Source organism: Pseudoalteromonas sp. 5Ae-yellow (assembly GCF_014077565.1).
Taxonomy (GTDB): domain Bacteria; phylum Pseudomonadota; class Gammaproteobacteria; order Enterobacterales; family Alteromonadaceae; genus Pseudoalteromonas.
Genome location: NZ_JACGWD010000023.1, coordinates 1 through 12,490 on the forward strand (window position 1 = coordinate 1; position 12,490 = coordinate 12,490).

Consider the following 12,490-nt stretch of genomic DNA (forward strand, 5'->3'; position numbering starts at 1 on the left):
TCCATGTCCCGTCTGTTAACATTAATCTTGGCATGTAGGTTCGGTGTAAAGTTTTCTGGCGAATTCAATTATACCTTATCTTCATGCTGTTTGTTTTTCATACCACAAAGATCAACACGCCCTAGCTTAAAACAAAAATTTAAGAATGAGTTACATCAAAGCGGCGTAACTTATGTCAGCAATAATTACAGGCTGCTATGTATATTTTTTAATAAATAGCGCAATATTAAAAACAAAATCGCTCAACATAAAAATATAACCAACTGATAATAAAAGCAATAAAACCATTATTATTCATTGGTACAAGGCTTGCTACTTTATAACTGACAGTTAATTCACTAACCTAAAGTAAGGATAAACTTATGAACAGCGATCGTATCGAAGGTAATTGGAAAGAACTTAAAGGTAAGGCTCAACAAAAATGGGGCGATCTTACCAACGACGATTTAGATAAAATTGAAGGTAGCCGTACAGAGCTAGTTGGTAAAATTCAGCAGCAATACGGTAAATCTAAAGAAGAAGCAGAGCGTGAAGTTGATGAGTTTGAAAAAGGTCGTTAAACCGCGTTAACCGCTTTTAAAAAAACCGCCATTTGGCGGTTTTTTTTGTTTAAGCTGTAGGTTATTTAGTTACGCTTTTAATTGGTTACCAATCGGTAACTGACTAATACGCTTTCCGCACGCTGCAAAAATAGCATTACATAATGCTGGCGCATAAACTGGTGTAGACGGCTCGCCTACTCCTGCTGGTGGTGCATCACTTTGTACAATTTCAACTTCAATCTCAAGAGGTGAGTCGCTCATACGCGGTACACGATAATCATGAAAGTTACTTTGCTGTACGCGCCCTTTATCAAAGGTAATACCATCGCTGATTGCAGTGGTAATACCATAAATAGAGCCACCTTGGGTTTGATTTTTAACTGTGTCGGTGTTTACAACCGTACCCGCATCAATGGCAACCCACGATTTAATTACGTTTAAATCGCCAGCATCCGACACTTCTACTTCAACTACCGTAGCTACATAAGTTAAAAAGCTTCTATGCGCTGCTATGCCTAAACCTCGACCTTTAGGAAGTTCTCGACCCCATTTACTCATGTCAGCTACTTTTTCAATAACATGGCGCAGCCTGCCAATATCTAAAGGATAAACCGCTTTATCGCCACCGTAATTATCGTATGTAGCATTTTGCTCTGTTACATCAACAATACGACTCGGACCTATAGTGTCTAGTAAATAGTCTTTTTGGTCGCGACCGGCTTTGTGCGCTGCTTCACCAATAAATGACTGAATAGCAAAGGCATGAAAAATATTTGATACAGAACGCATCCAACCAATTCGTGCTTTAGCAGGCGCATCACCGTTTTCTAACTTCATGTTAGGTGTGTTAATAGGGTTATCGGTAAATCCTAAGCGCAGTTCAAAGCTTCCCGGCGTAGTCGCCCCTTCTGAAAAGGTAGAGGTAATTGGTGAAAACGCGGTGCGGTGTAAATACGATTCTATTGCGCCATTTTTATCTAGCGATGCTTCAATGTGCTGAGCCGAAACAGCATGGTAAAAACCATGTTGTATGTCGTCTTCACGCGTCCATTGCACACGAATAGGTTTGCCTACTTTCATTGAAAGGTAAGCCGCTTCTGCTGAAAAGTCAGGTTTTGACTTACGCCCAAAGCCGCCCCCTAACATGGTAACGTGAACATTAATTTTGCTCTCATCCATGCCAAGCATTGCAGCCACTGTTTTCATATCGGCTTGTGGATTTTGCGTAGCAGCCCATATATCAACACTGTCTTTGTTGTACATAGCTGTTGCACAAGGCGGCTCCATTGGTGCTTGAGCAAGATGCGGTGCGTAATAATCAGCTACCAATTTATTGCTCGATTTAGCCAACACGCCCATGGCATCGCCTTTATCACGTATGTTTGCCTGTGGAGTTTGTACTGTTTGTAATAATGACTTTTTAAATTCTTCTGAATTGTAATCGCCATTTTTGCCATCATCCCACACCACTTTTAATGCTTTACGCCCTTGCCATGCAGCCCATGTGTTTTTAGCTATAATCGCAATGCCACCTTTTGGCTGAAACTGCGGTGCGCCTTTTGGTGCAGGTATTTCAATAACATCTATAACGCCGTTTATCGCTTTTGTAGCACTGGCATCAAATGACTTAACAACACCGCCTACTACCGGCGGGCGTTCAATTATAGCCACCAGCGCTTTTGGTTCGCGTACATCGGCTGCAAATATTGCTTTACCTGTTACTAAATCGGCTAAATCTATGTGCGCCATGCCAGTATTAATGTAGCGCCATTCTTTGCGTGTTTTAAGTGTTAGTTTGTCAGCTTCTGGTGGCGTTATTGTAAGCGCTAAGTCGATTAAATCTTTATAAGTAAGCGATTTACCTGAGCTGTGTGTAACAACGTGTTGATTGGCTGTACAGGTCTGCGGGTCAACTTTCCAATACTTAGCGGCAGCATGCTGCATCATGTAACGTACACTTGCGCCCATTTCACGCAGGCGCTGCATGTTGTAGCGGATACTGCGCGAGCCATCGGTATTTTGATCGCCGTATTTAGGGTCGCCCTTACCCTGAATAACGATAACCTTATCCCACGCGGCTTCCATTTCATCGGCAACTATTTGTGCAATCGCGGTGCGAATTTGCTGACCCATTTCAGAGCGATGGCACGTTATTTCAACCATGCCGTCTGGGCGCAGTGCAATAAATAAGTTTGCGCGTTTTGCCAGCTCAGATGGCTGCTCTAACACACCCGCAAATGCTCTTGGCGCACTGCCTACAAAATAGGTACCGAGTACCAACGCACCTATTGCACTGGTTTTTAAAAACTTACGGCGGTTTAAATCAAAATATTTATTATTTTGGTTCATACTTCTTCCCCTTGTTCATTTGGGTCAAAATACTGAACACTCGCCATTGTTTTAGCAGCTGATTTAATTGCTTTATGAATACGCGGGTATGTACCACAACGGCAAATATTTCCCGACATATTACTTACTATTTCATCGTCGGTTGGGGTTGGGTTTGCAGCTAATAAGCTTGCAGCTTGCATCATTTGGCCGCACTGGCAAAAACCACACTGCGGTACCTTATGCTCTATCCATGCTTGTTGTACTGGATGGTCGCCCTGCTCGCTTAACCCTTCAATTGTTGTAATTGAAAGACTCGCTACTGCCGCTACAGGTAATACACACGAGCGCTGAGCTACCCCATCTATATGCACAGTACACGCACCGCACTGCGCCATACCACAGCCAAATTTAGGCCCAGTTAAATTCAATTCGTCTCGGAGATACCATAATACTGGCGTTGACGGATCGCCAGAAAACTCATGTTTATTATCATTAATGGTAAGCGTGATCATACTAAACTCCTTGGCAAAGCGCTTTACAGGAGGGTTCCTTGTTGCGCGAGAACTATTTTTAATTACTTACTATTTTATACTTACTACTTTTAGCCTACCACTTAGATCTATTTTACAAAAATACTAATTATTAGAACGTTTAACTGTTGAAAACAGATCTACATTATCAAGCATACTAAAACATACATTAATGAGTGCTTATAACATCTTCAAATAGTAATCGCTCATCGTCTTTATAAACTTCAAGCCAACCTGGTGGTGATGTATCGCAGCCAATAATAGTTACGTGTAGCACATAACTATAGCGACCATTTTTAAACGTATAATGATGATTTCCGCCGCTGCCCTCAAATGTAATATCGCCATTTAGTAAAACCATATCAGGCTTGTCACTTGGCTTCTTATTAATACCCCACACTGCATAACGGTAATTTCCATCACCTAAATCATCAACACGAATATGGTAGTTAGCCGTTTTCCAATCGAGTATTGGTTTTTTAAAAGTATTGATACTTGAATGCAAAAATTGCTTACCTTGTTCGATTAAGCTTTTAGCAAGTGCCTGCTCTTTAGTATTTTGTGTATTTACAGCAATAATTTTACCGTCGGTATCTACCCACATAACGCCGTTATTTAGCATAATGCCGCGCCAACCTACTTTATCCCAATCAGTATCAATTTTTGAACTGGCAATAACTGCTACTAACTCATCATTAAACACTTCATCAAAGCGGTTGATAAACTCAGCTTCATTTTTAATGTCAGGTATCAGATATCGTCGTTTTAGCGGGTAACGAATAAGTGCAGCAATTACAGGTTTATCGTGATCTGCAAAGGCTGCAATAACAGGTAAAACGAACTCGTGATATTTTTGCTCAAGAGCAAATGTGCTAGATGTAAAAAGTAGGCATAACCACAATACTATGTGGTAATGCCCTTCAAAGTTGAACCTGATCTTCATTTAAAGGTTCTAATATAACGAAACTAATTATATTTTTAGTTTTTCTCTTAACCCTGCAGGAGATAGATATCTAATAGCTTTGCTTTTTTTACTTTTCGTAGCAATTAAAAGATCTGCATCAACTAATCCATTTAAATATGTTCTTGCTGTGTTCTCATTAATATCAAATTCTATGGAAACCTGTTTAGTAGTAAATATTTTACCTGGATGCTTTACAGCTTCTTTGAGCAACTCTAATTGACCTCGCTTGAAGTTCTTTGATAGAGGGCTTTTTTCGATCCACTCCATGAATTGATAAAATTCACTTTTTTTAGATTCTATGTGAGTATTTAATGAATTAACCGCTTTCATGACAACATCAACTTGATGATAAATAAAGTAAGTTAAGTCAAATTCGTCTGTTTCTGTGTAAACAAATGCTGCATCATAATCACTTCTCTTTTCTTGGATTAGCTTACTAATTGACACATATTCAAATAACCAATAACCAGAACTGAGCATATACCAATAAAAAATAGCTCTGGCAGTTCTTCCATTCCCATCCCCAAAAGGATGAATGTAACCGATCATGAAATGTAAAATAATCGCTTTAACTAATGGATGTATAAACGTGTCGCTATTAGCCCCATCATGCTTTTCATTTGCAAAATCACATAAAGATAATAACCTTTCCTTTAAAGAAGAGAAGCATGGAGGTGTATGCGCTAATTCATTGTAGAGGTTTGAAACTGCTATATCATTGTCTTCTCTTAAAGCTCCTGAAATCGCATCATTATCAATAGCTTTATATGTAGCAATTGCATGAAGCTCTAGTATTAGCTCTATAGAAAGAGCTTCATCTTTTCTCTCTAGTGCTTTTTTCATCAAAAGGTAATTATTGAAAATCATTTGTTCAGATTTATCGATAGGTTGCCTTTTTGTTTCAAGCATTTCTTTCGCTATTTTCCTCGTTGTAGATGCGCCTTCGAGTTGAGAAGATGTTATTGCTTCTTCCATCATTAAGCTCTTAACCAGGTACCTATCTTTTTCTTTTGTAGTAATAAATGAACCATCACCAATTGCATGCCCACCACCAGATAATTTATCGATCTGATGAAGTAATGCATGAAGTGAATCTGGAATACAGTAAGTGAATTGTTTATTTTTTTCTGCAACTAATGATATTTTTTTTGATATAGTTTTCCTTGACAGCTTCGTAGCTACCCAAGCAGCTTGTTCTGATATATCTTTAGGTATACGCCATATAAATTTATCCCAGTGGAGATATTTCCCTTCTGAATTTGTAGGACCAAACTGCCCTAAAAGTGGAATAAACTCATCAGAAGGTGTAATAGATAGTAACTCGTTTAATGGTTTGGGAACTCTAATTCTTGCCATAGTAAAACACCTAAACTTAATTTTTATATAATGAGTTTACTTATAATTAAAAACTCGTCAACGTAAAAAAACAAATTTAAGTTTAGGTAAATAACTTTATACCAAAAGCGAGCTTAATTAGGCTCGCTTTTATTTTAACTGACAGCTGTTCTATTACTCCGGATCATACCCCAAATTAGGCGATAGCCATCTTTCAGCTTCTGCTAGCGTCATATTAGTTCGTTTAGCGTAGTCTTCTACTTGATCGCGTTGTACCGCTGCTACTGCGTAGTATTTAGCTTCGGGGTGTGAAAAGTACCAACCCGAAACAGCAGCACCTGGCCACATGGCGTACGAACTAGTTAGCTGCATACCAATGCGTTTTTCGGTGTCGAGCAACTGCCAAATTTTCTTTTTCTCAGTGTGCTCTGGGCACGCTGGGTAACCTGGCGCTGGGCGAATACCTTGGTAGTTTTCGCGTATTAACTCATCGTTTGCTAGGTTTTCGTCTGGTGCAAAACCCCAATACTCTTTACGTACTTTTTCATGTAAGTATTCTGCAAACGCTTCGGCGAGCCTGTCGGCTACGGCTTTTACCATTATTTTATTGTAGTCGTCTTGCTGTGCGTCAAACGCATTTGCTAAGTCGTCTTCTTCTAGGCCGCCCGTTACTGCAAACGCGCCAAAGTAATCAGGCGTGCCTTTTGGTGCTATGTAGTCGGCTAGGCAATAATTAGCAAAGTCGGTTTTTTCGGTTTGCTGGCGTAAATGGCATGAGGTCGTTAATAACTCTTTGCGTGTTTCGTCGGTGTATATTTCTATGTCGTCCCCTACGCGGTTAGCAGGGAATAAACCAATTACGCCAAGTGGTTGCAAACTACCTGCTTTTTCAAGGTCATCTAACATATCGTTAGCGTCTTTAAATAAGCTTTGCGCTTGCTCGCCTACTACTTCGTCGGTCATTATGCGCGGGTATTTACCGGCGATTGACCACGTCATAAAGTATGGCGTCCAATCTATGTATTTACGCAAAGTGGCAATGGATACGTTTTTAAACTCGATCACGCCGAGCTTTTTAGGCACTGGTGGCGTGTAGTTATCCCAATCGAGTTGTGCTGCGTTATCGCGTGCGCGCTGGATTGTAACAGGCTTAGAGCGAGGTTTTTTACGCGCTTGTTGCTCGCGTACTTTTACATATTCAGCTTGGGTTTTTTCTAAAAAACCAGGCTTATGCTCTTTTGATAATAAATTAGATACTACACCTACCGCACGGCTGGCATTACTTACATACACTACGCCTTTGTCATATTGCGGCTCAATTTTTACTGCGGTGTGCGCTTTAGAAGTAGTTGCACCACCAATTAACAGCGGCAGTTCAAAGCCACGGCGTTTCATTTCTTTTGCTACGTGTACCATTTCGTCAAGCGATGGGGTAATTAAGCCCGATAATCCAATAATATCAGCTTTTTCGTCGATGGCGGTTTGCAGTATTTTATCAGCCGGTACCATTACACCTAAGTCGATTACTTCATAGTTATTACATTGCAGTACAACACCCACAATATTTTTACCTATGTCGTGTACGTCACCTTTTACGGTCGCCATCACTATTTTACCGTTAGTTGAACCTTCTTCTTTTTCGGCTTCAATAAATGGGTCTAAGTAGGCTACGGCTCGTTTCATTACGCGCGCCGATTTAACCACTTGTGGTAAAAACATTTTACCTGCGCCAAATAAATCCCCTACTACGTTCATGCCATCCATTAACGGCCCTTCAATTACGTGAATAGGTTTATCGGCAGCAGCGCGGCACTCTTCGGTATCTTCATCTATAAAGGTAGTAATGCCTTTTACAAGCGCGTGCTCAAGGCGTTTTTCAACAGGCCATGTGCGCCATTCTAAATCTTCTACTCGCTCGGCTTGTGCCATACCAGAGTATTTTGGTGCAAGCTCTACTAAACGCTCGCCTGCACCTGGGTCTGTGTTAAGTATTACGTCTTCAACGGCTTTACGAAGCTCTTCTGGGATGTCGTCGTAAACGGCGAGTTGCCCTGCATTTACAATGCCCATATCCATACCCGCTTTTATGGCGTGATATAAAAACACCGAGTGAATGGCTTCACGTACGGGGTTATTACCTCTAAACGAAAACGATACATTTGATACACCGCCCGACACTTTACAGTGCGGCAAATTTTGCTTAATGCGGCGTGTACCTTCAATAAATTCTACGGCGTAGTTGTCGTGCTCTTCTATCCCTGTGGCTACGGCAAATATATTAGGGTCGAAAATAATATCTTCTGGCGCAAAGCCAATGTCTTCTACCAATATTTTATAACTGCGCGCACATATTGCGAACTTACGGTCTGCCGTGTCGGCTTGCCCGTCGGTATCAAACGCCATTACAACAGCGGCTGCACCAAAGCGTTTTATTATTTTAGCTTGGCGAATAAACGGCTCTTCGCCCTCTTTTAACGATATTGAGTTAACAATTGCCTTGCCTTGAATACACTTTAAGCCGGCTTCTATTACTTCCCACTTTGAGGAGTCGACCATAATTGGTACGCGTGAAATATCAGGCTCTGAGACTATTAAGTTTAAAAACTTAACCATGGCGGCTTTTGAGTCCAACATGGCTTCGTCCATGTTTATATCAATAACCTGTGCGCCATTTTCTACTTGCTCGCGGGCCACTGTTAGCGCGGCTTCAAAGTCTTCTTCCATGATTAAACGTTTAAACATTGCAGAACCGGTTACATTGGTACGTTCGCCGACATTAGTAAATACTGCTATTTGTTGGGTCATGTTGGCTCCTTAATTTAAGTTACAGGCTTCAAGGCCTGATAAACGCATGCGTACTTCAAGCTCTGGCAGTTGGCGTGGTTTAACGCCTGCTAAACCTTTTGCAAAAGCACGAATATGCGCAGGCGTGGTGCCACAACATCCACCTACTATATTAATAAAGCCCGATTTACCCCAATCGATAATTTCGGCTGCCATTTCAGGCGCTTCTAAGTCGTATTCACCAAACTCATTAGGCAAGCCCGCATTAGGGTGTACCGACGTAAAGGTTTCGCACACGCGCGAAAGCTCTTCTACATATTGGCGCAGTAAATCAGGGCCAAGCGCGCAGTTTAAACCAATCGAAATAGGCTTAATATGGCGAATAGAGTTATAAAATGCTTCGGTTGTTTGCCCAGAAAGCGTACGCCCTGAAGCGTCGGTAATAGTGCCCGAGATCATAACTGGTAATGTGCGCCCTGCTTGCTCAAAGGCTTCTTCTACACCAAACGAGGCGGCTTTTGCATTAAGCGTGTCGAATATAGTTTCGATTAGTATTAAATCGGCGCCGCCTTCCATTAATGCAAGGGTAGACTCTACATACGCAGTAACTAGCTTATCAAAGGTGACATTTCGGTAACCCGGATCGTTTACATCTGGCGAAATTGAACACGTTTTAGATGTCGGCCCTAAAACACCGGCTACATAGCGTGGTTTTTCTGGCGTTTTAGCCGTAAATTCATCGCAAATTGCGCGTGCTAATTTAGCCGACTCTAGGTTTATTTCACGGCTTAGGTTTGCCATGTCGTAATCTTCCATCGAAATAGTGGTCGAGTTAAACGTGTTGGTTTCAATAATATCGGCGCCCGCTGATAAAAAACCACGATGAATATCAGTGATTAAGTCGGGCTTGGTTAGGCTTAATAAATCGTTATTGCCTTTAATTAATACATGCCAGTCTTTAAAACGCTCTCCGCGATAGTCTTCTTCTTCTAGCTTATGATCTTGGATCATGGTGCCCATAGCGCCATCTAAAATTAAAATGCGTTCTTTTAATGCGGCACTTATTTCGGCTTGCTTATTATTTGTAGGCGCGTTATTCGGCATAGTTGTTAGTCCTCACATCTTGGCTAACTAAATTAATATCATACGGTGTGGTTTGGTACACGTAGTAATTTAACCAGTTCGAAAAAAGTAAAAAAGCATGGCTTTGCCACGTTTTTGAAGGTTGTTTGGTTGCATCGTCATCCGGAAAGTAATTTTCGGGCTTAGGTGCATTAGGGCTTTTTTTACAATCGCGCTCGTATTCAGCTTTTAAGCTATCGGCGTCGTACTCTGGGTGGCCGGTTATAAACACTTGGCTACCCGATTTATTTTTAAGTAAGTAAGCCCCTACTCGCTCAGAACCTGCCAGTACTACTAGCTCTTCACAGGCATTTATTTTATTTATATCAATGTGGCCGTAGCGTGAGTGCGGTACTAAAAAGGTGTCGTCGAATCCGCGAGTCAGTGCACCGTGATCAAAATAACATTGGTGGGTAAATACACCACACAGTTTGTCGTCTTTTAAATCACGCTTTAAGTTGTAACGGTGATATAACGCTGCATGTGCTGCCCAACACGAAAACAACGTAGAGGTAACGTGTTGCTCAGCCCAATCAATAATGACTTTTAGCTCATCCCAATACGCTACATCGTCGTATTCTAAATGCGCAAGTGGCGCACCGGTTACTATTAATGCATCGTAATTGTTGTCTTTAACCTCAGAAAAATAACGGTAAAAGGTATCAAGGTGCTCTTCTGAATTGCTGCTACTGCGGTGAGTGTCGAGGCGCAGTAGTTCTACGTTTACTTGCAAAGGCGAATTGGCAAGTAAGCGAATAAACTGAACTTCGGTTTCTACTTTATTAGGCATTAAATTTAAAATAGCCAAACGCATTGGGCGTATTTCTTGCGTTTTTGCACGACTTTTTGGCATTACAAATACGTTTTCTTTACGTAAACGTGCAATTGCCGGCAACTCGTCTTTTACTGTAATTGGCATACTTTACTCCTGCTCATAAAAACCGAAGCTTAATTATGAACTGAAAGTAAAAAATATCAACCTCTAGATGTATAGATGTCCAAATGAAATTTATTCATGATTTTATATTTTACTTACAAGCATGCTTTGGTGCTTTAAAACCCGCCATTCGTTGACTGTTTCACCCGTCAGCCACTACAATACAACATTGAAATTTTTATTATTATTTGAAGGCTTTCCTCCATGGTTTTACCTGATAAATTTATATTCTCGATGAGTCGAGTATCTAAGGTTGTGCCACCTAAGCGCACTATCTTAAAAGATATTTCGTTGCACTTTTTTCCTGGCGCTAAAATTGGTGTGCTTGGTTTAAACGGTTCTGGTAAATCTACGTTACTACGTATTATGGCCGGTGTTGACCAAGATTTTGAAGGTGATGCACATCCTCAGCCTGGTACTAAAATTGGTTATTTACCGCAAGAACCTATTTTAGACGAAAGTAAAACAGTACGTGAAACTGTTGAAGAAGCTGTTGGCGAAGTTAAACATGCACTTAAACGTCTTGACGAAGTGTATAACGAATACGCCATGGAAGACGCTGACTTTGACGCACTTGCAAAAGAGCAAGGCGAGCTTGAAGCTGTTATTCAGGCGCACGATGGTCATAACATCGACAACGTTTTAGAACGCGCAGCTGATGCACTTCGCCTGCCAGAATGGGATGCTAAAATTGAGCACCTTTCAGGTGGTGAGCGTCGTCGTGTTGCTATATGTCGATTACTGCTTGAAAAACCAGACATGCTTATTCTCGATGAACCAACTAACCACTTGGATGCTGAGTCGGTTGCATGGTTAGAGCGTTTCTTACACGATTACGAAGGCACTGTTGTGGCAGTAACGCATGACCGTTACTTCCTTGATAATGTAGCTGGTTGGATATTGGAGCTTGACCGTGGTGAAGGTATTCCATGGGAGGGTAACTACTCTTCTTGGCTTGAACAAAAAGATGCGCGCTTACAGCAAGAACAAAAATCTGAAAAAGCACGTCAAAAATCAATTGCGCAAGAACTTGAATGGGTTCGTTCAAACCCTAAAGGTCGTCAAGCTAAGTCAAAAGCACGTATGGCTCAGTTTACTGAAATGCAGCAGTCTGATTACCAAAAACGTAACGAAACTAACGAGATGTTTATTCCACCTGGCCCGCGTTTAGGCGACCAAGTACTTGAAGTAACTAATCTTCGTAAGAGTTTTGGCGATCGCGTTTTAATTGACGATTTAAGCTTTAGCATGCCAAAAGGTGCCATTGTGGGCATTATCGGTGCGAATGGCGCGGGTAAATCAACGTTATTTAAAATGATAAGCGGTGAGCAAGAGCAAGACAGCGGTAGCATCACCGTTGGCGAAACTGTACACCTTGCGACCGTTGATCAGTTCCGTGATGGTATGGACGAAAGCAAAACTGTTTTCCAAGAAATATCAGACGGTCAAGACGTACTAAAAATTGGTAACTTTGAGTTCCCAAGTCGTGCGTATGTAAGTCGCTTTAACTTTAAAGGTAACGATCAGCAAAAGTTTGTTAAAGACCTATCAGGTGGTGAACGTAACCGTTTACACCTTGCTAAGTTATTAAAAGCTGGCGGCAATGTATTACTACTCGATGAGCCAACCAATGACTTGGACGTTGAAACACTACGTGCGCTAGAGAACGCTATTTTAGAGTTTCCTGGTTGTGTAATGTGTATATCGCATGACCGTTGGTTCCTTGACCGTATTGCTACGCACATTTTAGATTACCGCGACGAAGGTCAAATTAACTTCTTTGATGGTAACTATACTGAATACGAAGAGTGGCTTAAAAAGACACTTGGTGCAGCAGCAACTGAACCTAAACGTATTAAGTACAAAAAAATTGGTTAATAGCTGATTTTAGATAAATTCTTAAGCCCTGCATTTATGCGGGGCTTTTTTATGCCACCAGCATTAC

The 12,490-nt window shown here is 41.2% G+C and carries 9 protein-coding genes; 2 read left to right on the forward strand and 7 right to left on the reverse strand.

Annotated elements, in window-relative coordinates; all coding sequences use genetic code 11:
• The first annotated feature begins 362 nt into the window (after positions 1-362).
• Positions 363-560 carry a CsbD family protein gene (locus H4J63_RS08255; protein WP_007581220.1) on the forward strand — a complete coding sequence of 66 codons (198 nt, stop codon included), beginning with the start codon at positions 363-365 and terminating at the stop codon, positions 558-560.
• A 69-nt stretch (positions 561-629) separates the two neighbouring features.
• Here H4J63_RS08255 and H4J63_RS08260 read toward each other — a convergent pair whose 3' ends face one another.
• The 7 genes from H4J63_RS08260 to metA all read right to left on the reverse strand — a co-directional run bounded on the left by H4J63_RS08260 (position 630) and on the right by metA (position 10,527).
• A complete protein-coding gene (locus tag H4J63_RS08260; protein ID WP_182195921.1) occupies positions 630-2,891 on the reverse strand; it encodes a xanthine dehydrogenase family protein molybdopterin-binding subunit in 2,262 nt (753 codons plus the stop codon).
• A complete protein-coding gene (locus H4J63_RS08265) occupies positions 2,888-3,385 on the reverse strand; it encodes a (2Fe-2S)-binding protein (RefSeq protein WP_182195923.1) in 498 nt (165 codons plus the stop codon). Before H4J63_RS08265 ends, H4J63_RS08260 begins: the two co-directional genes overlap by 4 nt.
• A gap of 187 nt (positions 3,386-3,572) precedes the next feature.
• Complete coding sequence (locus tag H4J63_RS08270; protein WP_182195926.1) at positions 3,573-4,346, reverse strand: hypothetical protein; 774 nt, start codon at positions 4,344-4,346, stop codon at positions 3,573-3,575.
• A gap of 27 nt (positions 4,347-4,373) precedes the next feature.
• Positions 4,374-5,723: a Fic family protein gene (locus H4J63_RS08275; protein WP_010555175.1), complete on the reverse strand. Its 1,350-nt coding sequence runs from the start codon at positions 5,721-5,723 to the stop codon at positions 4,374-4,376.
• A 153-nt stretch (positions 5,724-5,876) separates the two neighbouring features.
• Positions 5,877-8,507, reverse strand: coding sequence for a methionine synthase (gene metH, locus H4J63_RS08280; RefSeq protein WP_182195929.1), 2,631 nt, complete (start codon positions 8,505-8,507; stop codon positions 5,877-5,879).
• A 9-nt stretch (positions 8,508-8,516) separates the two neighbouring features.
• Complete coding sequence (locus tag H4J63_RS08285) at positions 8,517-9,590, reverse strand: homocysteine S-methyltransferase family protein (protein WP_024605362.1); 1,074 nt, start codon at positions 9,588-9,590, stop codon at positions 8,517-8,519.
• On the reverse strand, positions 9,580-10,527 hold the full coding sequence (gene metA, locus H4J63_RS08290) for a homoserine O-succinyltransferase (protein ID WP_182195932.1): 948 nt from the start codon (positions 10,525-10,527) through the stop codon (positions 9,580-9,582). Before metA ends, H4J63_RS08285 begins: the two co-directional genes overlap by 11 nt.
• 222 nt (positions 10,528-10,749) lie before the next feature.
• Between metA and ettA the strand changes: the two genes are divergently transcribed.
• A complete protein-coding gene (gene ettA, locus H4J63_RS08295; protein WP_182195935.1) occupies positions 10,750-12,423 on the forward strand; it encodes an energy-dependent translational throttle protein EttA in 1,674 nt (557 codons plus the stop codon).
• Positions 12,424-12,490 lie beyond the last annotated feature (67 nt).

Excerpts from the sequence above, each read along its gene's own strand:
- H4J63_RS08260 (WP_182195921.1), bottom strand. The coding sequence starts at position 2,891 with ATGAACCAAAATAATAAATATTTTGATTTAAACCGCCGTAAGTTTTTA.
- ettA (WP_182195935.1), top strand. The coding sequence starts at position 10,750 with ATGGTTTTACCTGATAAATTTATATTCTCGATGAGTCGAGTATCTAAG.
- H4J63_RS08270 (WP_182195926.1), bottom strand. The coding sequence starts at position 4,346 with ATGAAGATCAGGTTCAACTTTGAAGGGCATTACCACATAGTATTGTGG.
- H4J63_RS08285 (WP_024605362.1), bottom strand. The coding sequence starts at position 9,590 with ATGCCGAATAACGCGCCTACAAATAATAAGCAAGCCGAAATAAGTGCC.
- H4J63_RS08255 (WP_007581220.1), top strand. The coding sequence starts at position 363 with ATGAACAGCGATCGTATCGAAGGTAATTGGAAAGAACTTAAAGGTAAG.
- metH (WP_182195929.1), bottom strand. The coding sequence starts at position 8,507 with ATGACCCAACAAATAGCAGTATTTACTAATGTCGGCGAACGTACCAAT.
- H4J63_RS08265 (WP_182195923.1), bottom strand. The coding sequence starts at position 3,385 with ATGATCACGCTTACCATTAATGATAATAAACATGAGTTTTCTGGCGAT.
- metA (WP_182195932.1), bottom strand. The coding sequence starts at position 10,527 with ATGCCAATTACAGTAAAAGACGAGTTGCCGGCAATTGCACGTTTACGT.
- H4J63_RS08275 (WP_010555175.1), bottom strand. The coding sequence starts at position 5,723 with ATGGCAAGAATTAGAGTTCCCAAACCATTAAACGAGTTACTATCTATT.